19 protein-coding genes and 1 other RNA gene are annotated in these 20,058 nt (G+C 67.6%); 8 read left to right on the forward strand and 12 right to left on the reverse strand.

The annotated features are described in order from the left end of the window. Positions 1–1,019, forward strand: a 1,019-nt coding sequence (locus E3O57_RS00830) for a 2-oxo acid dehydrogenase subunit E2 (protein WP_174776292.1), incomplete at its 5' end; no start/stop codon positions are given. A 22-nt stretch (positions 1,020–1,041) separates the two neighbouring features. On the opposite strand, the gene E3O57_RS00835 is transcribed toward E3O57_RS00830, so the two are convergent. After that, a complete protein-coding gene (locus tag E3O57_RS00835; RefSeq protein WP_103480216.1) occupies positions 1,042–2,604 on the reverse strand; it encodes a hypothetical protein in 1,563 nt (520 codons plus the stop codon). Positions 2,605–2,709: 105 nt separating this feature from the next. Here E3O57_RS00835 and lipB point away from each other — a divergent pair, with 105 nt between their 5' ends. From lipB to E3O57_RS00850, 3 genes are read left to right on the forward strand one after another with little or no spacing between them, the layout of a single operon-like run. After that, a complete protein-coding gene (gene lipB, locus E3O57_RS00840) occupies positions 2,710–3,345 on the forward strand; it encodes a lipoyl(octanoyl) transferase LipB (protein ID WP_103459767.1) in 636 nt (211 codons plus the stop codon). Further along, the gene (lipA, locus tag E3O57_RS00845; RefSeq protein ID WP_103480215.1) at positions 3,342–4,328 is read left to right on the forward strand and encodes a lipoyl synthase; all 987 of its coding nucleotides are present in this window, start codon (positions 3,342–3,344) and stop codon (positions 4,326–4,328) included. Before lipB ends, lipA begins: the two co-directional genes overlap by 4 nt. A 48-nt stretch (positions 4,329–4,376) precedes the next feature. Next, the gene (locus tag E3O57_RS00850; protein WP_088456159.1) at positions 4,377–5,087 is read left to right on the forward strand and encodes a DUF4191 domain-containing protein; all 711 of its coding nucleotides are present in this window, start codon (positions 4,377–4,379) and stop codon (positions 5,085–5,087) included. Between the two features lie 68 nt (positions 5,088–5,155). Here the strand turns inward: E3O57_RS00850 and E3O57_RS00855 are convergent, their stop codons facing one another. Continuing rightward, positions 5,156–5,599 (reverse strand): RDD family protein, encoded by a 444-nt coding sequence (locus E3O57_RS00855; RefSeq protein ID WP_241990253.1) that lies wholly within the window; start codon positions 5,597–5,599, stop codon positions 5,156–5,158. A gap of 145 nt (positions 5,600–5,744) precedes the next feature. Here E3O57_RS00855 and glnA (E3O57_RS00860) point away from each other — a divergent pair, with 145 nt between their 5' ends. Beyond that, the gene (gene glnA / locus E3O57_RS00860; protein ID WP_088456157.1) at positions 5,745–7,169 is read left to right on the forward strand and encodes a type I glutamate--ammonia ligase; all 1,425 of its coding nucleotides are present in this window, start codon (positions 5,745–5,747) and stop codon (positions 7,167–7,169) included. Positions 7,170–7,239: 70 nt separating this feature from the next. Here glnA (E3O57_RS00860) and E3O57_RS00865 read toward each other — a convergent pair whose 3' ends face one another. Together E3O57_RS00865 and glnA (E3O57_RS00870) are read right to left on the reverse strand one after the other, a co-directional pair. Then, positions 7,240–10,275 carry a bifunctional [glutamine synthetase] adenylyltransferase/[glutamine synthetase]-adenylyl-L-tyrosine phosphorylase gene (locus tag E3O57_RS00865; protein ID WP_103459764.1) on the reverse strand — a complete coding sequence of 1,012 codons (3,036 nt, stop codon included), beginning with the start codon at positions 10,273–10,275 and terminating at the stop codon, positions 7,240–7,242. Positions 10,276–10,301: 26 nt separating this feature from the next. Further along, positions 10,302–11,639 carry a type I glutamate--ammonia ligase gene (gene glnA / locus E3O57_RS00870; protein WP_066595282.1) on the reverse strand — a complete coding sequence of 446 codons (1,338 nt, stop codon included), beginning with the start codon at positions 11,637–11,639 and terminating at the stop codon, positions 10,302–10,304. A gap of 115 nt (positions 11,640–11,754) precedes the next feature. Between glnA (E3O57_RS00870) and panB the strand changes: the two genes are divergently transcribed. Next, positions 11,755–12,627 (forward strand): 3-methyl-2-oxobutanoate hydroxymethyltransferase, encoded by an 873-nt coding sequence (panB, locus tag E3O57_RS00875; protein WP_103480214.1) that lies wholly within the window; start codon positions 11,755–11,757, stop codon positions 12,625–12,627. A 22-nt stretch (positions 12,628–12,649) separates the two neighbouring features. On the opposite strand, the gene E3O57_RS00880 is transcribed toward panB, so the two are convergent. Continuing rightward, positions 12,650–12,838, reverse strand: a complete 189-nt coding sequence (locus E3O57_RS00880; RefSeq protein ID WP_088456154.1) for an SPOR domain-containing protein — start codon at positions 12,836–12,838, stop codon at positions 12,650–12,652. Positions 12,839–12,850: 12 nt separating this feature from the next. Here E3O57_RS00880 and map point away from each other — a divergent pair, with 12 nt between their 5' ends. After that, positions 12,851–13,729, forward strand: a complete 879-nt coding sequence (gene map / locus E3O57_RS00885; protein ID WP_088456153.1) for a type I methionyl aminopeptidase — start codon at positions 12,851–12,853, stop codon at positions 13,727–13,729. A gap of 4 nt (positions 13,730–13,733) precedes the next feature. Continuing rightward, positions 13,734–14,501: a polyphosphate--glucose phosphotransferase gene (gene ppgK / locus E3O57_RS00890; protein ID WP_103480213.1), complete on the forward strand. Its 768-nt coding sequence runs from the start codon at positions 13,734–13,736 to the stop codon at positions 14,499–14,501. Between the two features lie 25 nt (positions 14,502–14,526). Here the strand turns inward: ppgK and E3O57_RS00895 are convergent, their stop codons facing one another. The 7 genes from E3O57_RS00895 to E3O57_RS00925 form a co-directional block, all read right to left on the reverse strand. Then, positions 14,527–14,895, reverse strand: a complete 369-nt coding sequence (locus E3O57_RS00895; RefSeq protein ID WP_088456151.1) for a TIGR02611 family protein — start codon at positions 14,893–14,895, stop codon at positions 14,527–14,529. Between the two features lie 77 nt (positions 14,896–14,972). Continuing rightward, positions 14,973–15,345: RNase P RNA component class A (rnpB, locus tag E3O57_RS00900), an RNA gene on the reverse strand. Positions 15,346–15,409: 64 nt separating this feature from the next. Beyond that, positions 15,410–16,147, reverse strand: coding sequence for a zinc ribbon domain-containing protein (locus E3O57_RS00905; RefSeq protein ID WP_103480212.1), 738 nt, complete (start codon positions 16,145–16,147; stop codon positions 15,410–15,412). 53 nt (positions 16,148–16,200) lie between these two features. Continuing rightward, positions 16,201–17,022: a Nif3-like dinuclear metal center hexameric protein gene (locus E3O57_RS00910; protein WP_103480211.1), complete on the reverse strand. Its 822-nt coding sequence runs from the start codon at positions 17,020–17,022 to the stop codon at positions 16,201–16,203. 50 nt (positions 17,023–17,072) lie between these two features. Further along, positions 17,073–17,576, reverse strand: coding sequence for a DUF427 domain-containing protein (locus E3O57_RS00915; protein WP_088456148.1), 504 nt, complete (start codon positions 17,574–17,576; stop codon positions 17,073–17,075). 7 nt (positions 17,577–17,583) lie between these two features. Continuing rightward, the gene (locus tag E3O57_RS00920) at positions 17,584–18,213 is read right to left on the reverse strand and encodes a response regulator transcription factor (protein ID WP_088456147.1); all 630 of its coding nucleotides are present in this window, start codon (positions 18,211–18,213) and stop codon (positions 17,584–17,586) included. Further along, the gene (locus tag E3O57_RS00925; RefSeq protein ID WP_240632454.1) at positions 18,213–19,931 is read right to left on the reverse strand and encodes a GAF domain-containing protein; all 1,719 of its coding nucleotides are present in this window, start codon (positions 19,929–19,931) and stop codon (positions 18,213–18,215) included. Before E3O57_RS00925 ends, E3O57_RS00920 begins: the two co-directional genes overlap by 1 nt. Between the last annotated feature and the right edge of the window lie 127 nt (positions 19,932–20,058).

The following is a 20,058-nucleotide window of genomic DNA, read 5'->3' on the forward strand; positions in this document are numbered from 1 at the left end:
CCCCGGCACCCGTGGCAGCAGCACCCGCCCCCGCACCGGCGGCCCCGGCACCGGTAGCAGCAGCACCCGCCGCCGCCCCGGCAGCCCCGGCAGCACCCGCTGCCGAGCCGACCCGTGGCGCCCACGCCGGCACCAGCGGTTACGTCACGCCCATCGTCCGCAAGCTCGCGAACGAGGCCGGCGTCGACCTGTCCACCATCACCGGCACCGGTGTCGGCGGACGCATCCGCAAGCAGGACATCGTCTCCGCCTCCGCCACGGCTACGCCCGCGACTCCGGCCGCCGCCGAGGTCGAGGTGTCTCCGCTGCGCGGAACCACCGTGCCGATGTCCCGCCTGCGCAAGGTCGTCGCCGAGCGCGCTGTAGCGTCGATGCAGCAGACGGCCCAGCTCACTACTGTCGTGGAGGTTGACGTCACCCGTGTCGCCATGCTCCGCGACAAGGTCAAGGTCTCCTTCCACGAGAAGACCGGCAACAAGCTGTCCTTCCTGCCGTTCTTCGCCCTGGCCGCGGCCGAGGCGCTGAAGGCGAACCCGATCATCAACGCGACCGTCGACGGCACGTCGATCGTGTACCCGGGCCAGGAGAACATGAGCATCGCCGTGGACACCGAACGCGGGCTGCTGACTCCTGTCATCCGGGACGCCGGAGACCTCGATCTGGCCGGTTTCGCCGCCCAGATCGCTGACCTGGCTGCCCGCACCCGCGACAACAAGCTCAAGCCCGACGAGCTGTCCGGTGGCACGTTCACCCTCACCAACACGGGTTCGCGCGGCGCTTTGTTCGATACCCCGGTGGTCTTCCTGCCGCAGAGCGCCATTCTCGGCACCGGCGTTGTCTACAAGAAGCCCGTCGTCGTGACCGACAAGGGTCTGGACTCCATTGCGATTCGTTCGACGGTGTTCCTCGCGCTGTCCTACGACCACCGCATCATCGATGGAGCGGACGCCTCGCGCTTCCTCACCACCATGAAGGCACGTCTGGAAGCCGGCGCATTCGAGGCCAACCTCGGAATCTAGTGTCACAGACCCGCCAGACGGGTCAGTAGTCGAAGAGTTCGCGTAACCGCCAGCCGGCCTCGCCCTTGATCACCAGGGCTGAGGCCGGTTGTGTGTTCGCGGGACCGCCGGCCGCCGGCGTCAGAACTATCAGCGCGGCGTTGCCACGGCGCTCCTGCACGGTGGCCGTGAAACCCGCAGCAGTGCGGTCGGCGCTCGGTTCCATCTGAAGTGCCTGATACGAGTCGGCGGCCATGGCCACGGAACCGGCCTGGTCGACACTTTCCAGACACAGCACCGACGCCTCCGCCAAACACCCCTCGCGCAGCTCGAGCAGGACCAGGGTCGCCGCCGCCGGATCGTCAGACGCGAGAGTCGCTGCAGATCCGTCGGCGCCTGCCGGCCCGTCGCCTCCCGGCCCCGCGGTCGCGTCGGCACCCGGTGACGAGGACCGCGACGCGGGCGCCGACAGGTCGCCGGCGTCCCCGGCGACCACCGGGGACTCGGCCGGGGACTCGGCTGGGGACAGCGCGGCAAGGCCTCCGGCGGCCAGCACCACCGCGAGGCAGACACCGACGATGACCGGCCGTGCTCGACTCCGGTTCCGCAGCAGCGCCTGCAGCCACCGAGCGCCCGCCCGCGACCGAGCATTCACGATTCGCAGCCCTGACCGGCATCCGGCCAGCCCACGCCGCACCTCCCGCTCCAACCGCCCTGTCGGCTTCGCCGCGCTTCCACGCTCTGCACCCGCCAGTCGCCCGCGGGCTCGGATGGCCGGCTCACGCGCCCCGGCCGGGCGGGCCGGTCTGGTCAGTCGGCTCGACGGTGCGGCCAGGCCGTGGGTATCCTCCGGTCCCTCGGGATCTGCCGGCACTGTGCCCGGTACCGCACCCCGGACGGCTGTCGCTGCCGCCCAGTCGAACAGAACGGATTCCACGCCGGACAAATCCGGCGGGACGGGTCGCGCCGTGGCCGCGGCTTCGAACTCGGCCACGACCGACTCCGCCGTCGCCGCCTCCGGAGCCTGAGGGTCCAGGTGGTCACAGATGGATCTCACACAGCCCGCCAGGCGCACGAGGTCGTCCCGCCGCCGCGCGACACCGGCTCCCCCGGCGGGCAGATCCTCCAGCGCGCCCAGCCCGAGAAGCACCGGTCGGCCACGGCCGTCGAACCGTACGCAGGCAGGTCCGATCATGGAGTGGCTGAATCCGGCGTCGTGCAGCGCCTGCAGTGCTGCCGTGATCGTCGCGGCAATGGTCACGACCTCACCGGCACCGATGGTGCCCCGCTCGGCCAGCAGCCGGTCCAACGACGAACCGGTCAAGCGGTCCAGCACGAGGCAGAGCCGGCCGTCGGGTGCCGTCGCCACGTCCCGCAACGGCGCGAGCATCGCCGGCGGCACTGTGAGCATGGCTCGCACCTGCCGGTCGAGCGCCGGCCTGTCAGCATCCGGCCCGAACACCTTCAGCGCCATATTCAGGGCCTGGCCCTGCTTTCCGGGCGCCCGGCCGAGGTAGATGATCGAACGGCTCCCCGTGCCGATCCGGCGTATCAGCCGGAACCCGGCCAGGGTCTCCTCTCGGGCGGGAATCTGCCTGTGCTCCATCACTCCACCGTGCCGTTCGGACCGGCGGCCCCCTCCCCTCGGTGGGAATCTGGCGGAAACTCGAGCGGTGCTCAGGCTGGGGAGGAGACCCCCTAGACTTGCCGCATGCTCGACTTTGTCGTCGCGGGGCTAAGCGCCAACTCCGTGCCATATTTCGAGGGCCTTGAGCTCCAGCGCGCCGTCCATCGCACGGTGGTGTCCGGTCAACGACCGAACACCGTCCTGCTCCTCGAACACCCCGCCGTGTACACGGCCGGCAAACGCACCCAGCCGGAGGACCGTCCCACCGACGGCACGCCGGTCGTGGACGTCGACCGCGGCGGCCGGATCACCTGGCACGGGCCCGGTCAGCTGATCGGCTACCCGATCCTGCGCCTGCCCGAACCTCTCGACGTGGTCGGATACGTGCGTCTGCTCGAGGACATCCTCATCGACGCGCTGGCCGATTTCGGGATCGACGGCAGACGGGTTCCCGGACGCAGCGGTGTCTGGGTCGGGCCCGCCGGGGCCGAGGACAAGATCGCCGCCATCGGCATCCGGGTCGCCGACGGTGTGACCATGCACGGGTTCGCCCTCAACTGCAACAACTCGCTCGAACCGTACGACCGTATTGTCGCCTGCGGCATCGTCGATGCGGGCGTCACCACCATGTCTCAGGTACTCGGCCGAGACGTCAGCACCGAGGACGTCGTCGACTCCATCACAACCCATTTCCGCAGCCGGCTGGCGGTGTCGGCATGACCGCCGCGCCCGACGGACGCCGGATGCTGCGACTGGAAATACGCAACGCCGAGACGCCCATCGAGCGGAAGCCCGACTGGATCAAGACTCGCGCCAGGATGGGCCCCGAATACCGCCACCTGCAGGATCTGGTGAAGAGCGAGAACCTGCACACGGTGTGCCAGGAGGCCGCCTGCCCGAACATCTACGAGTGCTGGGAAGACCGCGAGGCCACCTTCCTGATCGGCGGCTCCCAGTGCACCAGGCGCTGCGACTTCTGTCAGATCGACACGGGCAAGCCCGCAGACTACGACACCGACGAGCCGCGCCGGGTCGCCGAGTCGGTGGTGGCGATGAACCTGCGTTACGCGACGGTGACCGGGGTCGCCCGCGACGACCTGCCCGATGAGGGAGCCTGGCTCTACGCCGAGACGATCCGGCAGATCCACCTCCAAAGCCCGGGGACCGGGGTCGAGATCCTCGTCCCCGATTTCACGGGCAACCCGATCCACCTGGCCGAGGTGTTCTCTGCCAGCCCTGAGGTCTTCGCGCACAACGTCGAGACGGTCCCGCGGATCTTCAAACGCATTCGTCCCGCCTTCCGTTACGACAGGTCCCTCGACGTGCTCAGCCAGGGGCGGGCCGCGGGACTGATCACCAAGTCGAACCTGATTCTCGGCATGGGCGAGGAACGCGCCGAGGTGTCCCAAGCGCTGCAGGACCTGCACGATGCCGGGACCGACATCATCACCATCACGCAGTACCTGCGGCCGAGCCCCCGGCACCTGCCGGTGGCCAGGTGGGTGCGACCGGAGGAGTTCGTTGACCTCAAGGCCGAAGCGGAGCAGATCGGTTTTCTCGGCGTCCTCGCCGGACCGTTGGTGCGTTCCTCCTACCGGGCCGGTCGGCTCTGGGCACAGTCGATGACGGCCACCGGACGCCAGGTGCCCGCCCACCTGCAGCACCTCGCCGACGCGACCGTGGCCTTCAGCCAGGCCGTTTGACCCTAAATCCGTTCCGCGGATATCGACCGACTGGGTAGTCTTAGAACCATGGCACGAAGCAAGGACAAGAGTCCCCGCACCCCCAAAGAACCTGGCCGCTTGAAGCAAATGTGGCAGGTCTTCCAGATGACCCGGCGCTACGACTCGAACATCGTTCTGTTCATGATCCTGGGTTTCCTGATCCCTGTTGTTGTCGGCTTGGCCCTTGCGCTGTTGCTGACCCCCGACAACGGTTTCACCATCGCCCTCTGGATCGTCGCCGGCGTGCTCGCCGGCGTCCTGGCGATGCTGATCATCCTGGGTCGGCGTGCAGAGAAGGCCGCGTACTCGCAGATCGAGGGCCAGCCCGGCGCCGTCGGCGCGGTTCTGCGCAGTTCGTTGAAGCGCGGCTGGGTGGGGAGCGAAATGCCCGTCGCCGTCAACGGTAAGACCCAGGACGCCATCTATCGCGCCGTCGGCCGCGGTGGAGTTGTGCTCATCAGCGAGGGACCGCGCACCCGCACCGCCCGCATGTTGGACGAGGAAAAGCGTTCGGTGGCCAAGGTCGGCGGCAACGTCGCGGTCACCGTCATCACCGTGGGCCCAGACGCCGACGCCGTTCCGCTGCACAAGCTCGCCCGGCGGCTGACCAAGATCAAGCCGACCCTGACCAAGGCCGAAGTGCTGGCGGTCAACAACCGCCTCAACTCCATGACCAAGAAACTGCCGATTCCCAAGGGTGTCGACCCCACCAAGGCCCGTCCGCAGCGCGGCAACTAGCCACACGCATCCACCAGAACAACGAAGGGCACGGGGTCAACCCCGTGCCCTTCTCTGCGTGCCGGAGACTAGCGCCTGATCAGGACGGTGCCGGCGATCTTGTCGTGGAAGCCCCGCTGGTCCGAGTCCCAGACCAGGGCGGGAACGGCCAGACCCAGCAGCACCGACCGGACGATCGGGCGCCACAGGCCCGCACGGCCTCCGGTGAGGGCGATCACTCGCAGGCCGAGCAGGCGGTGGCCGACGCTCCCCCCGAACACGGCGAGTTGCAGGGCTTGGAGGCCCACGAAGACCATCAGGACCACGAAGCCGTCATAGTTGAGCCAGGTGTACCCCCAGATCAGGCAGGTCAGGGCCACGGCGACGGCCCAGTCGATGGCCAGCGCCGCGATGCGCCTGCCGACCCGCCCCACGGAATGCGGTCCGGTCCGAGGCAGGCCGAGTCGCTCCCCTGGCCAGGTGCTGGGCGGTAACTGCCCGAAGGTGGTGGGTCTTGACGGCGTCGAATTCACCCGATCAGTGTACCGACCGAGCCCTCTGTAACATGGAGGAAACATAAGCGTCATTCTTAAGTAACCCGTCCGTAATAGTGTCGGGGAAGCCGCAGTGTGCGACATTTCTAGTCACCCACGCCTACGTCGTTTGGAGTCAACCCGCATGTTCCGCGATTCGTCCGAAGTCCTCTCGTTCATCAAGGACACCGATGTCAAGTTCCTTGACCTCCGTTTTACCGACCTGCCGGGTGTGCAGCAGCACTTCAACATCCCCGCGTCGACCGTTGACGAGGACTTCTTCACCGTCGGCCAGATGTTCGACGGCTCGTCGATCCGCGGTTTCGCGTCGATCCACGAATCCGACATGCAGCTCATCCCCGACGTCACCAGCGCGTACATCGACGCGTTCCGCGCCGAACGCACCCTGATCATGCTCTTCGACATCTACAACCCCCGCAACGGCGAGATCTACTCCAAGGACCCCCGCCAGGTGGCCAAGAAGGCCGAGAAGTACCTCGCCTCCACCGGCATCGGCGACACCGCGTACTTCGGCTCAGAGGCCGAGTTCTACATCTTCGACGACGTGCGCTACGAGGTCAACCAGCACACCAGCTTCTACTCCGTCGACTCCAGCGAGGGTGCCTGGAACTCCGGCCGCAAGGAAGAGGGCGGCAACCTCGCCAACAAGACCCCGTTCAAGGGCGGCTACTTCCCGGTCAGCCCGGTCGACCAGCACGCCGACATGCGCGACGACATCTGCCTCAAGCTGATGGACGCCGGCCTCATCCTCGAGCGCAGCCACCACGAGGTGGGCACCGGCGGCCAGGGCGAGATCAACTACAAATTCGACACCATGGTGCACGCGGCCGACGACCTGCTGAAGTTCAAGTACATCGTCAAGAACACCGCGCACGAGTGGGGCAAGACCGCCACGTTCATGCCCAAGCCGCTGTTCGGCGACAACGGCTCCGGCATGCACACCCACCAGTCCCTCTGGGCCGACGGCAAGCCGCTGTTCTACGACGAGGCCGGCTACGGCGGCCTGTCCGACGTTGCACGCTGGTACATCGGTGGCCTGCTCAAGCACGCTCCGGCTGTGCTCGCCTTCACCAACCCGACGGTCAACTCGTACCACCGCCTGGTTCCGGGCTTCGAAGCTCCGGTCAACCTGGTCTACTCGGCCGGTAACCGCTCGGCCTCGATCCGTATCCCGATCACCGGCACCAACCCCAAGGCCAAGCGCCTCGAGTTCCGCGCCCCCGATGCCTCCGGCAACCCGTACCTCGCCTTCGCCGCCCAGCTGATGGCCGGCCTCGACGGGATCAAGAACCGCATCGAGCCGCACGAGCCCGTCGACAAGGACCTCTACGAGCTGCCGCCGGAAGAAGCGAAGAACATCCCGCAGGTTCCCGCATCGCTGGAAGAGGCCCTGCAGGCGCTGGAGGCCGACCATGACTTCCTGCTCGCCGGCAACGTCTTCACCCCCGAGCTGATCGAGACCTGGATCGACTACAAGCGCGAGAAGGAAATCAAGCCCCTCGCGCAGCGCCCGCACCCGTTCGAGTTCGAACTGTACTACGGGGTCTAATCTCCCCAACGCACGACGAAGGGGCCGCAACCGTCAGGTTGCGGCCCCGTCGTCGTCGACGGTGTCGAGGTCAGCCGGAGAACGGCCCCGGCCGTTCGACCGGTCCATAGAACCGGCGTTCGAAGACCGCACGGGCGCGCCGGGTCACCGCGAGGTAGTCTTCCTCGAGCTGATTCGCCGAACCCGGCGGGTACTCCATCATGCGGGCGACGCCGTCGAGCTGCATCCTGTCAGTGGGCAGCACATCCGCGGTCTTGTTCGTCCACAGGGTGATCGCCGAGCGGCACCGTGACGCGAACAGCCACGCGGCGCGGAGGACGGCGGCATCCGGTTCGGTGACCAAACCGGCGCGGGTGGCCTCCTCGAGTGCTTCGAGGGTTGACGTCGTGCGCAGGGCGGGGACGCTCGCGGCGTGCTGGAGCTGCAGCAACTGGACGAACCACTCCACATCGCTCAGCGAGCCGCGGCCCAGCTTGAGGTGCCGGTTCGGGTCGGCTCCCTGCGGGAGACGTTCGTTCTCGACGCGGGCCTTAATGCGCTTGATCTCACGGACGTCCTGGTCACTGATCTGTTCCGGGTACCGCACAGTGTCCATCACGGCGTGGAAGGACTCCAGGAGCGCGGGTTCGCCCGCGACACCGCGGGCGCGCAACAGCGCCTGGGCCTCCCAGGTGAGCGACCAACGGCGGTAGTAGGCCTGGTAGGAATCGATGGACCGCACCACCGCACCGTTCTTGCCCTCGGGGCGCAGGCCGATATCCAGGTCGAACGGCAGCCGGTTGTCCTCGGTGAGTCGGTTCAGCTCCCGGACGATGAAGGTGGCCCGGTCGTGGGCCGCACCGCCCTCGAGGGCAGCGGGCCTGAAGACGTACATGACGTCAGCGTCGGAACCGAAACCGAGTTCGGCTCCCCCGAACCGGCCCATGGCGATCACAGCGAACTCGATGCCGTCCGGAGCGAACGGACCGTCGTCCCCGGTGAGACCGGCACCACGGATGGCGCCGAGGATTCCCTGGATGATGACGGTGGAGATATCCGTCAGGCCCGCGGCGAGCTCGTCAATGCTGATGCGACCGAGGATGGCCGACAGCGCCAGGCGAAGCATCTCGCGTCGCCGGCTGGTGCGGAGCACGGACGCGGCGGCGTCGGGACTGCCGTGCCTGGCCAGCACGGCACGCGCCTCGTCCTGCAACACGCTGAGCGGGCGGGGGCGCAGGTCATTGTCGTGTTCCAGCCAGGCGACGGCCTCGGGAATGGTCTCCAGGAGTTCGCCGACGTACCGCGACGCCGAGAGCACCCGGGTGAGACGTTCGGCGGCCCCCGACGAGTCCCGGAGCATCCGCAGGAACCAGTAGGTGGAACCGAGGCTGTCGCTCAGCCGCCGGAAGGCCAGCAGCCCGTAGTCGGGGTCGGCGCCATCGGACAGCCACTGCAGCAGCACCGGCAACAGGTGTTGCTGAATGGTCGCCCGCCGGGACACACCGCTGGTCAGCGCGGCGATGTGGGCCAGGGCGCCCGTGGTGTTGCGGAAGCCGATCGCCGCCAGCCGGGCCTCGGCCTGCGCGCTGGTGAGGTTCAGGCCCTCAGCGGGCAGGGCGGCGACCGCGGAGAGCAACGGCCGATAGAACAGCCGTTCGTGCAGGCCGCGCACCCGGTGTTTGGTGGCCTCCCACCGGGTTGTCAGCGCCGCCGCGCTCGTGGCCAGGCCCGTCGCCCGTGCCAGGACCCGCAGCCCGGACTCGTCGCGGGGCAGCAGGTGTGTTCGGCGCAGCCGGTCCAGTTGCAGCCGGTGTTCCATCAGGCGCAGCATCCGGTAGTCCTGGGCGAACTCGGCGGCCTCGGCGCGACCGACGTAGCCGGCATCGGCCAGGGCGGCCAGGGCCGGCAGGGTGCCGGGCTGACGGATGTCGGGATCGGTCTGGCCGTGCACGAGCTGAAGCAGTTGCACGGTGAATTCAATGTCCCGCAGACCGCCGGGGCCCAGCTTGAGTTGCACGGCGACCTCGTCGGCGGGGATGTTACTGGTCACCCGTTCGCGCATCCGCTGCACGGAGTCGACGAAGTTCTCCCGGCTGGCGCTGGTCCATACCTTGGGGGCCACCGCGGCGACGTAGCGGGAGCCGAGCTCCAGGTCGCCGGCAAGGGGGTGTGCCTTCAGCAGCGCCTGGAACTCCCAGCTCTTGGCCCAGCGGTCGTAGTACGCGATGTGGGAGTCGAGGGAACGCACCAGGGCGCCGGACTTGCCCTCGGGGCGCAGGTTGGGATCGACCTCCCACAGCTCAGGCTCCATGCTGGGCTGGTTGAGCCCACGCATCATCAGGACCGCGAGCCGGGTGGCGATGTCCACCGCCCTAGCGGCGCTGAGCCCGGCGTCGTCGTTGCCCTCGGCGACGAAGATGACGTCAACGTCACTGACGTAGTTCAGCTCCCCCGCCCCCGCCTTACCCATTCCGATCACGGCGAGCTTGGTCAGCCGCACCTCGTCAACGGGATAGACGCCGTGCGCGGCCACGGTGCCGCTGCACATCCCCCTGGCGACCGCTAGGGAGGCTTCCAGCGCCGCCGCGGCCAGGTGCGCCAGGGTCCTGGCGATCCGGTCGAGTCCGGCCACGGGGTCGGCCTGTTCGAGGTCGAAGGCTGCCAGTTCGGCGAGCCGGCGGCGGTACCGCACCCGCAGGGCCACCCACCCGTCGTCGTCGATGAGTTCGGCGAAGCCGTCCTTCGACTGGACGGCGTCGAGCAGGTCGTCGGTCAGCTCACGGAGCCCGGCCACGGCGGTGGTCTTCTCGTGCAACACCGCGAGTTCTGCCGGATGCCGGAGGAAAAAATCGGTCAACCCGGTCGAAGCCCCGGACACGAGCACCAGGCGCTGCAGGGCGCCGGGATGCCGCCGGAGCGCCACGAACTCGGTCGGGGCCTGGCGCACCAACGACAGCACGGCGAAGAGGGCCGCATCGGGATTCGCAGCCCGGGTGAGCAGCGGGAACAGATCCGACGGGTCAGGCCCGCCGAGTTCACCGACCTCGTCGAGACGCGCGCGGGCCTCGCCAAGATCGGCGAAGCCCACCCGAGCGAGGTCCGTCAGAGTCAACTGTTCTCTCGCCATGTCCTGTACCTGTCTGAGGTGAGTCCCTAGAGCATCTCGAGGTTCTTATTGAGTTCGAATGGGGTGACCTGCGAGCGGTACTCTCGCCATTCCTGACGCTTGTTCAGCAGCACGTAGTTGAACACGTGCTCCCCCAGCGTCTCGGCGACCAGCTCGGACTCCTCCATGTACTGGATGGCATGGTCGAGGCTGGCGGGCAGCTGGTGGTATCCCAGCGCGCGACGCTCGGTGTCGCTGAGTCCCCACACGTTGTCCTCGGCCTCCGGCGGAAGCTCGTAGCCCTCCTCGATGCCCTTGAGCCCGGCGGCGAGCATCAGCGAGTACGCGAGGTACGGGTTGGCTGCCGAGTCGATCGCCCGGTACTCGATGCGCGAGCTCTGGCCCTTGTTGGGCTTGTAGAGCGGAACGCGAATCAGCGCGGACCGGTTGTTGTGGCCCCAGCACACGAAGCTGGGGGCCTCGTCGCCACCCCACAGGCGCTTGTACGAGTTCACGAACTGGTTGGTCACCGCCGTGATCTCCGGCGCGTGCCGCAGCAGACCGGCAATGAACTGACGTCCGGTCGTCGACAGCTGGTATTGTGCGCCGGCTTCGTAGAACGCGTTGGTGTCGCCCTCGAAGAGCGAGAGGTGGGTGTGCATTCCGGAGCCGGGCTGGTCGGAGAGCGGCTTGGGCATGAACGTCGCGTAGACGCCCTGCTCGATCGCCACCTCCTTGATGACGGTGCGGAAGGTCATGATGTTGTCGGCGGTGGTGAGAGCATCCGCGTAACGCAGGTCGATCTCGTTCTGGCCGGGGCCGGCCTCGTGGTGACTGAACTCCACCGAGATGCCGAGATCCTCGAGCATCCGCACCGACCGGCGCCGGAAGTCGTGCGCCGTGCCGCCGGGAACGTTGTCGAAATACCCGGCAGAATCGACCGGGACCGGTCCGTTCTTGCCGAACTTGGACGATTTCAGGAGATAGAACTCGATCTCCGGGTGCGTGTAGAACGTGAAGCCTCGTTCGGCGGCCTTCGCCAGGGTGCGCTTGAGCACGTTCCGGGGGTCGGCGACGGCGGGCTGTCCATCCGGAGTGGTGATGTCGCAGAACATCCGGGCGGTGGGGTCGACCTCGCCCCGCCAGGGCAGGATCTGGAACGTGGTGGGGTCCGGGTGGGCCAGCACGTCGGCCTCGAACGAGCGCGTCAGGCCCTCGATCGCTGACCCGTCGAAGCCCAGTCCCTCGGCGAACGCACCCTCCACCTCGGCCGGCGCGATGGCAACCGACTTGAGGGTGCCGACCACATCGGTGAACCATAGTCGAATGAACTTGATGCCCCGTTCCTCGATGGTCCGAAGAACGAAGTCGCGCTGCTTGTCCATCCACGCCCTTTCTTGTTGCCCCTAGGCTACCGGCTGCCGACAGCGCGCGGGCGAAAACCGGCTGATCGCAGCTGCGAATGACTCTCAGAATCGACCGCTGAGTACACTTGGGCACATGCCAGAGATCCCCACGCCAGACGCCGCCAACGCCGTCGAGGTGCAGAATCCATTCGTCAGTGCCACCGCAGGGCCCAAGCGCGTGCGCACCAGGCATTTTCAGAACGCGAAGCAGCAAGGTATCCCGATCACGGGCCTGACCAGCTATGACATGCTCACCGCCCAGATTTTCGACCAGGCCGGCATCGACTTCCTACTGGTGGGAGATTCCGCCGGGAACAACGTCTTCGGTTACGAGACCACCCTCCCCGTCACCGTCGACGAGTTGATCCCACTGACCCGCGCCGTGGCCAGGGCCGTGACCCGGGCGCTGGTCGTTGCCGACATGCCGTTCGGCAGCTACGAGACCGGTCCGTCTGAGGCCCTGCACACCGCGGTGCGTTTCATGAAGGAAGCCCAGGCTCACGCCGTGAAGCTGGAGGGCGGGGTGCGCAGTCGCAAGCAGATCTCGCGGATCGTGTCTGCCGGCATCCCGGTCATGGGGCACATCGGCTTCACCCCACAGAGCGAACATGGTTTGGGCGGACACATGATTCAGGGACGCGGCGCGGGCGCCGAACAGCTGATCACGGATGCTCTCGCCGTGCAGGACGCCGGCGCTTTCGCGGTCGTTCTGGAGATGGTGCCGTCAGGCGTCGCCGCAGAGGTCACCGAACGCCTGGAGATCCCCACCATCGGCGTCGGGGCCGGGCCCGGCGTCGACGGTCAGCTGATGGTCTGGACAGATTTCGCCGGCATGACCGGGGGACGCGTGCCCCGGTTCGTGCGGCAGTACGCGAACCTGCGTTCGGTCCTCACCGATGCGGTGCACTCGTTCAAGAACGACGTCGATTCCGGCGCCTATCCGGGCCCCGAACACAGCTACGAGTAAACACTGCCGGAGCGGGTGCGCCTCAGCGGTCCTCGGCCTCGTCGTCTTCGGCCCATTTGGCGCTGTTGGCGCGGAGCTTGTCGAGGGCGTTCGTCGCCTCGTCGAATGTCGAGAACGGGCCTACCCTGTCGACGGACGGCGACAGCATGCCCTTCTCGACGGCGCCAGTGCGCATGTTGTACCAGAACTGGTGATCAGCATCTTCGGCCATAAGGTTGATCCTATGCCTAAGGATTCAATCGGTCACCTCGTTCCGGGAGCCGTGTCCAGCCACCGCTCCGTTCCCTCCCACATCGTTCGGCCCGAGTATGTCGGGCACACCGCGCCGGCCCGGTTCACCGGATCCGATGTCTACTCCCCCGAACGCATCGCACTGATCCGGGAGTCCGGCCGCATCGCCGCGAACGCGATCCAGGCGGTCGGGCGTGCGGTACGCCCCGGGGTCACGACCGAGGAACTGGACAGGGTCGGCCACGAGTTCCTGATTCGGAACGACGCCTACCCGTCCACGCTCGGCTACCGCGGCTACCCGAAGTCGCTGTGCTCCTCGGTCAACGAGGTCATCTGCCACGGAATTCCTGACGACACCGTGCTCGAAAACGGTGACATCGTCAATATCGACATCACCGCGTACAAGAACGGGGTGCACGGTGATTCCAACGTCACCTTCATCGTCGGCGAGGCCACCGAGGAGGTCACCCTGCTCGTCGACCGCACCCGGGAGGCCCTGGCGCGCGGAATCAAGGCCGTGGCACCCGGACGGCAGGTGAACGTGATCGGCCGCACCATCGAGTCGTACGCCAAGCGGTTCGGCTACGGGGTCGTTCGCGACTTCACCGGTCACGGGGTGGGGGACGCGTTCCACTCGGGCCTGATCATTCCGCACTATGACTCCGCACCGCAATACGACACCGTCATGGAGGTAGGCATGGTGTTCACCATCGAGCCGATGCTGACCCTCGGCACCAGTGACTGGGACATGTGGGCGGATGACTGGACGGTTCTGACCCGCGATCGCAGCATCACCGCGCAGTTCGAGCACACCCTGGTGGTCACCGAACGTGGCGCCGAAATCCTGACGCTGCCGCAGCCGGTAGATTGACATCATGAGTTCAACCACTGCCATCGGCATCGATATCGGCGGAACCGGCATCAAGGGGGCTGTGGTGGACCTGTCCACCGGGGCCCTGCTCTCCGACCGCGTCAAGCTGCCCACCCCCAAGGGCGGCCGGCCCCAGGACATCATCGAGACCACCCGCCAGCTCCTGGCAACGGTGTCCGCCGGAACGGGCGAGATGCCCATCGGCGTGTGTTTCCCCGCCGTCGTCAAGCACGGTCACACGATGTCGGCGGCCAATGTGTCCGACAAGTGGATCGGCCTCGCCGCGGAAAAACTTTTCGAGAAGGGCCTGGGCGTGCCCATCCACTTCGTCAACGACGCTGACGCGGCCGGATACGCGGAGTCGACGTTCGGCGCGGCCAAGGGTGTCGACGGTGTCGTGCTGCTCACCACGCTGGGCACCGGCATCGGCACGGCCCTGATCAACGACGGGGCCCTGGTGCCCAACACCGAGTTCGGTCATCTGGAGATCGACGGCGTGGACTACGAGACCCGCGCGGCCTTCTCGGCCAAGGAACGGGACAACCTCAGCTGGGAGAAGTGGGCGTCACGCCTGCAGAAGTACTACTCCACGCTGGAGTCCCTGTTTACTCCCGACCTGTTCATCGTCGGCGGCGGCGTATCGAAACACCACGAGAACTTCCTTCCCCTGCTGCACCTGAACACCCGGATCATCCCGGCCGTCCACCGCAACAATGCCGGCATCCTGGGCGCAGCCGCCCTGGCCGTCAAGCACGCGCCAGTTTCCGCATAGCGGACTCCGGCCTCGCCGACTCCGCTTAGCTGTACGCCCGGGTGCTCTGGCGCTGCTGACGCGCCCGCCACCAGAGTCGCACCCGGTGCGCGAGCCGTCGGACGACCGTGGTGACCCGGTGGGCAGCGGGGAACTCCGTGCCGAGCACGGCGACGCCCACGAAGACGATCAGCCAGCCCGGTCCCGGCAGGGGCACCAGGATGAGACCGACGACCATGACCGTCAGCCCGGCGAGGGCGACGAGCAGCCGATACGGCGCCCGCAGGCGCGGGTGAGCGTGGATCCAGGTCCGGGACCGGCCGAGCAGCGCCCTGAACCGCAGCCAGACCCCGGACGAGGCCGTGGCCGGGCGGTGCGTGGTGACGGCATCGGAGGTGGACCCGGGGGTGCTCATGGCCCCAGCGTAGGAGCACCGGCTGGGAATGCACCACCCCCGCGGCACGGTCCCGCGCAACTCACAGGTTCGAGAGGGGAATGGGCCGACTATTACGCCGGGTTTTGTCCCGGTTTTCACCATGGACGGCCATCTATCTCGGGACTACGTTGCCGCAGCCCTCTAGCGGTCTACCCGGAAACTCGGCGAGCCGCCTTGGCGTTTCCTGTTCGACCTTGCTCCGGACGAGGTTTACCTAGCCGGCCAGGTCACCCTGGCCGCTGGTGGTCTCTTACACCACCGTTTCACCCTTACCGCCGGCTTGCGCCGATGGCGGTCTACTTTCTGTGGCACTGTCTCGCGGGTTGCCCCGGGTGGGTGTTACCCACCGTCCTGCTCTGTGGAGCCCGGACGTTCCTCGGCATCACGAGCTGTGAAAAGCCCGGATGACGCGACCGTCTTGTCGACCCATTCCGTCGTCGAGCCTACAGCGCCCCGGCCCTGTTGCCGAACCGGGCCCTGGCGGCGGCCTGCTCTAGATGCCGGATTCCTCGGTGCGGACGAGGATGGCGCCGCAGTCCGGGCAGAAGACGATGTCGTCGGCGGGCGCTGCCCGCACCTCTTCGAGGTCGTTGCCCGTCAGGGTCATGGTGCATCCGCTGCAGGTGCGGGCGCGGAGCAGGGACGCCGCGTTGCCCCGCCCGGCCACGCGCCGCTTCTCGTACAGCCCCGACAGGTCCTCGCCGATGGCGGAGACGATCGCGACCCGGTCCCGGGCCAACTCGCCCAGCTGGCGGTTCAGATCGACCAGAAGCGCGTCGCGGTCGGCTTCAATTCCGGCGACCCGGCCCGCGACGTCGGCGCGTTCGGATTCGGTCTCAGCGACGGCCGCTTCCTTTTCCTCGAGACGTTCCATCACCGCGAGTTCGATCTCCTCGAGCGCGGCCAGGCGCGCGCCCAGGGCGGTGAGTTCGCTCTCCAGTGCGTGAATATCCTTCATCGAGGAGGTGTGCTGGGCGCGCTCGGTATCGCGGGCGATGCGCTTCTCGACCACCTCGACATCCGACTCGATGCGGCGCAATTCGATCTGGGCGTCCTCGACCTCGCCGACGCGACCGGTCAGGACCGTCTTGGACGCATCGAGTCCGCGGCCCAGCTCTGCGAGCTCGGCGTGTTGCGGCAACGCCTTGGCCTGATGTTCGACCTGCTGCAATTTGATGTCGAGGGCCTGGAGCCGCAGAAGCTCCTTCTGCTCGGTGGGAGATGCCTTCACAATGTCCTGACCTTCATGATTATGGAGTTGAAATGAACGGGGGTGAGCCAGGCTCACTGGGTGACGGCGAAGTCCCAGGGGTCGGTCCGCACGTCGCTGACCTCGATGCGGATGCCGGGCAGCTTCTGCCGCAGCGCCGAGGCGGCGACGTCCAACCAGAGCCATTCGCTGGCCCAGTGTGACACGTCGATGAGGGCGGGGCCAACCCCCGCCAGGATCGACTGTTCCCTGGACTCCGACGCCGGGTGATGCCGGAGGTCGGAGGTGATGAACACGTCGGCGGAGCGCACGGCAGGTTCGCGCAGCAGCGAGTCACCGGCTCCCCCGCACAGGGCGACGGTCTGGATCGTGTCGGCATAGCCGCCGGCCACACGCACACCCGTCGCCGTCGGGGGGATCAGCGCCGCCAGGCGGCGGGCGAGAAGACCGAGCGTCGTGGGCTCCGGGAGCCGGCCGACCCGACCGATGCCCGTGCCAGGGACCAGTCCACCCGTGATCGGGCGCGTCTCGACCAGGCCCAGACTGGAGGCGATGACATCGGAGACCCCGTCTTCGACGACGTCGGCATTGGTGTGGGCGGCCAGGAGACCGCAATCGGCACGGATCAGCCGAGCGAGCAGGGCACCCTTGTAGCGGTCTTCGGCGACGCTGGTGACCCCGCGCAGCAGCAGCGGGTGATGGGCCAGCAACAGGTCGGCCCCGGAGGTGATCGCTTCCGCGACGGTCTCGGAGACGACATCGACGGCCAGCAGAATGGAATCGACCCGACGCGCGGGGTCGCCACTGATCAGACCCGGCGCATCCCATTCCTCGGCGCCGGACAGGGGCCACAGTTCATGGGAGACCCGGGCGACTTCAGCGAGCGAGAATGACACCCTGTCAGCCTACTAGCCGGCGGCCGCCACAATCGGCGACGTGCCGACGCTCACCAGCCCAGTGTGCCCGGCGCACCCTTGAACGGGCCGACGATCCGGTCGGTGATCCACCCGCCGTAGAAGTCGCCCGGCTGAGCGCGCACGAGTTCGCCGTCCACCGTGCACTCGTCGAGCCGGCCGGGGTAGACGGCCACCCGGCCGGCCAGCGATTCGAAGCCGGCCTCCGGATGGGGATAGTGCCAGGCAACCGCATCGGCCCGTCGGTCGCCGACGACGATGCTGAGGTAGGACGCCAGCCCTTTGTACTCGCAGAAGCTGTGCCCGTTGACCGGGGCGAGCACACCGGCCGAGAACGCGTCCCTCGGCAGGTAGTAGGTGGGCGGATGGCTGGTCTCCAGCACGCGCACGCTGTCCCTGGTATCGGCGATCACTGTGCCGTTGAACCGGAGCACAACATGCTCCAGACTCGGTTCCACCCGCGGCGGGCGCGGGTAGTCCCAGACCGACTCCTGGCCGGGACCCGGTATCGCCGGGTGCCGGTTCGTGGCGCTCATCGGCTGGCTACCGCGGGCGCAACCCGGCGCCGTACACGGCTGCCTGGGTGCGCCTGGCCATGCCGAGCTTGGCGAGCAGGCCCGACACATAGTTCTTCACGGTCTTCTCGGCCAGGTCGAGCTGGTCACCGATCTGCCGGTTCGTCAGTCCTTCCGCGATCAGCTCGAGCACCTGGCGCTCCCTCGTCGTGAGATTGGAGGCCGGCGAATCCGCGGCGGTGCCGGTGAGCTCGGTGACCACCTTGCGGGTCACGGCCTTCTGCACGAGGGACTCGCCGCGGGCGACCCGACGGATGGACTCGACCAGGTGCTGCCCGCGGATGTCCTTGAGGACGTAGCCAGATGCGCCGGCGAGGACAGCCGAGTAGCTGGCCTCGTCGTCGTCGTATGCGGTGAGCATGAGGCACTGCACCCCGGGGTTGGCCGAGCGGATGGTGCGGCACACGTCGATACCGCTGCCGTCGGGCAGCCGCACGTCGAGGACCGCCACGTCGGGTACCGTTGCCGCGACCCTGGCGACCGCCTGCCGAGCCGTCGACGCTTCACCGACGACCTCGAGGTCGGGCTCTGCGTTGATCATGTCCGCGATTCCGCGGCGCACCACTTCGTGGTCATCCACGAGGAAGACTCGGATCATCACGATTCCTTTCGTACAGGTTCAGGTTCTATGAGGGCGGTCCAGCGCAGTCGGCTGCCGCCCCTGGCACGGTTCTCGAGGACGAGGTCGCCGCCCCACTGCTGCGCCCTGGCGGAGAGGTTGGCCAGTCCGCTGCGCCGGTCGGATTCCACGACGCCGATGCCGTTGTCGACCACCTCGATCACCACCAGGTCGTCCGCGACACTGAGGTTGACGACGGTTTCGGTGGCGTCGGCATGACGGATCACGTTCATCAGCCCCTCCCGGATGACCGCGGCGATGTCATCGGACATCTCCGGCGGGGTCAGCAGGTCGATCGGGCCGGTGAAGACCAGGCGGGGGGTCTGGTCGAAGAGCGACGCGAGCTCACTGAGCAGGTCGATCACACGGTGACGGATCGAGCCGCGGTCGCGGCTGGTCTCGGCGGTCAGGGCGAAGATGGCCGTGCGGATCTCGACGATCGCCACGTCGAGCGCCACGACCTCCTCGATGATGCGCTCCCGGACGTTAGGGTCGTCAACCGACCCGCTGATGGCCTGCAGCCCGATGCCGGCCGCGAACACCCGCTGGATGACGTTGTCGTGCAGATCGCGGGCGATCCGGCTTCGGTCTTCCAGCAGCGCCAGTTTCTGGCCGGCGGACCGACCGCGGGCGAGTTCGAGCGCAACACTGGCCTGGCCGGCGAAGTCCGCTGCCATCTCGAGGTCGGAGGTGGTGAAACGGGGTCGGCCGGAGGAGCGGGACACCGTCATGACACCGTGGGTGCGGCCGGAGGCCAGCAGCGGGATCACCATTGTCGGGCCGAGCACCAGCTGGGCGTCCGGCTGGTCGAGGCTGGCACCGCCGTCGGCCGTGAGGATCGGCTGACCGCTTTCGAAGGCCCGCCCGACGGTGGTTCCGGCGGACGGGATGACGAGTCCCTTCACTTGCTTGGCGAGTTTTCCCCTGGCGGTGTCGACGATGAGCGTGCTTTCGCCTGCGGCGAGGACCACGCAGACCAGATCGGCGTCGGCCAGTGACGCGAAACGATCGGCGAGGAGTTCGAGGGAGGCATCCGCGCGGTCGGAGAGCAGCGCGGCGCTGATCTCGGCCGATGCCGCCGACCAGCGCTGCCGACGGCGGGTCTCGTCGAAGAGACGGGCGTTGTCGATCGCGATGCCCGCCGTGGCGGCCAGGGCGGTCAGTAGTTCCTCGTCTTCTTCGCTGAACGCGCCGGACACCTGATTGGACAGGTAGAGGTTGCCGTACACCTCGCCGCGCACCCGCACGGGCACGCCGAGGAAGCTGTCCATCGGCGGGTGGTGCGCCGGAAAGCCCGAAGATCGGGGATCCTCGCCCAGGTGCGTCAGGCGGATGGCGTGCGGGTCGTCGATGAGGGCGCCCAGTAAACCGTGCCCGGCCGGTAAGTGGCCGATCGACGTGGCCAGCTCGTCCGGGATGCCGACGTGGATGAATTGCTCCAGATTGCCGTTGGGTGCGATGACACCCAGCGCGCCGTACCGGGCTCCGACGAGGTCGACGGCGACGTCCACGATGCGGCGGAGCACGGCCGCGAGGTCGAGTTCTTCGACGACGGCCTGGCTCGCCTGAAGCAGGCTGCGCAGCCGCCCCTGGGTGGCGAGCACCTTCTGGGCGTTCAGGACGAGTTCGGACAGCGCCTGGTCAAGAGCGGACCGCGGTCCGTCGGGAAACGAAAGCCTGGTCTCAGGAACGGTCACGGAATGCGTCCCCTTTCGGTCGGAGCTAGCCCAAAGTGTACCTGACTGGGACCTTCGGCCCTTCCCCGGATTTGCACTCCGGCCCATTCTGGAGATGTGTCATCTCCCGAAGCACCCCGGGAAGAAC

Source organism: Cryobacterium sp. TMN-39-2, from assembly GCF_004402745.1.
Classification (GTDB): Bacteria; Actinomycetota; Actinomycetes; order Actinomycetales; family Microbacteriaceae; genus Cryobacterium; species Cryobacterium zongtaii.

Excerpts from the sequence above, each read along its gene's own strand:
- glnA (WP_088456157.1), top strand. The coding sequence starts at position 5,745 with ATGTTCCGCGATTCGTCCGAAGTCCTCTCGTTCATCAAGGACACCGAT.
- E3O57_RS00850 (WP_088456159.1), top strand. The coding sequence starts at position 4,377 with ATGGCACGAAGCAAGGACAAGAGTCCCCGCACCCCCAAAGAACCTGGC.
- lipB (WP_103459767.1), top strand. The coding sequence starts at position 2,710 with ATGCTCGACTTTGTCGTCGCGGGGCTAAGCGCCAACTCCGTGCCATAT.
- E3O57_RS00915 (WP_088456148.1), bottom strand. The coding sequence starts at position 17,576 with ATGAGCGCCACGAACCGGCACCCGGCGATACCGGGTCCCGGCCAGGAG.
- map (WP_088456153.1), top strand. The coding sequence starts at position 12,851 with ATGCCTAAGGATTCAATCGGTCACCTCGTTCCGGGAGCCGTGTCCAGC.
- E3O57_RS00895 (WP_088456151.1), bottom strand. The coding sequence starts at position 14,895 with ATGAGCACCCCCGGGTCCACCTCCGATGCCGTCACCACGCACCGCCCG.
- glnA (WP_066595282.1), bottom strand. The coding sequence starts at position 11,639 with ATGGACAAGCAGCGCGACTTCGTTCTTCGGACCATCGAGGAACGGGGC.
- E3O57_RS00835 (WP_103480216.1), bottom strand. The coding sequence starts at position 2,604 with ATGGAGCACAGGCAGATTCCCGCCCGAGAGGAGACCCTGGCCGGGTTC.
- E3O57_RS00920 (WP_088456147.1), bottom strand. The coding sequence starts at position 18,213 with ATGATCCGAGTCTTCCTCGTGGATGACCACGAAGTGGTGCGCCGCGGA.
- lipA (WP_103480215.1), top strand. The coding sequence starts at position 3,342 with ATGACCGCCGCGCCCGACGGACGCCGGATGCTGCGACTGGAAATACGC.
- E3O57_RS00865 (WP_103459764.1), bottom strand. The coding sequence starts at position 10,275 with ATGGCGAGAGAACAGTTGACTCTGACGGACCTCGCTCGGGTGGGCTTC.
- ppgK (WP_103480213.1), top strand. The coding sequence starts at position 13,734 with ATGAGTTCAACCACTGCCATCGGCATCGATATCGGCGGAACCGGCATC.
- E3O57_RS00880 (WP_088456154.1), bottom strand. The coding sequence starts at position 12,838 with ATGGCCGAAGATGCTGATCACCAGTTCTGGTACAACATGCGCACTGGC.
- panB (WP_103480214.1), top strand. The coding sequence starts at position 11,755 with ATGCCAGAGATCCCCACGCCAGACGCCGCCAACGCCGTCGAGGTGCAG.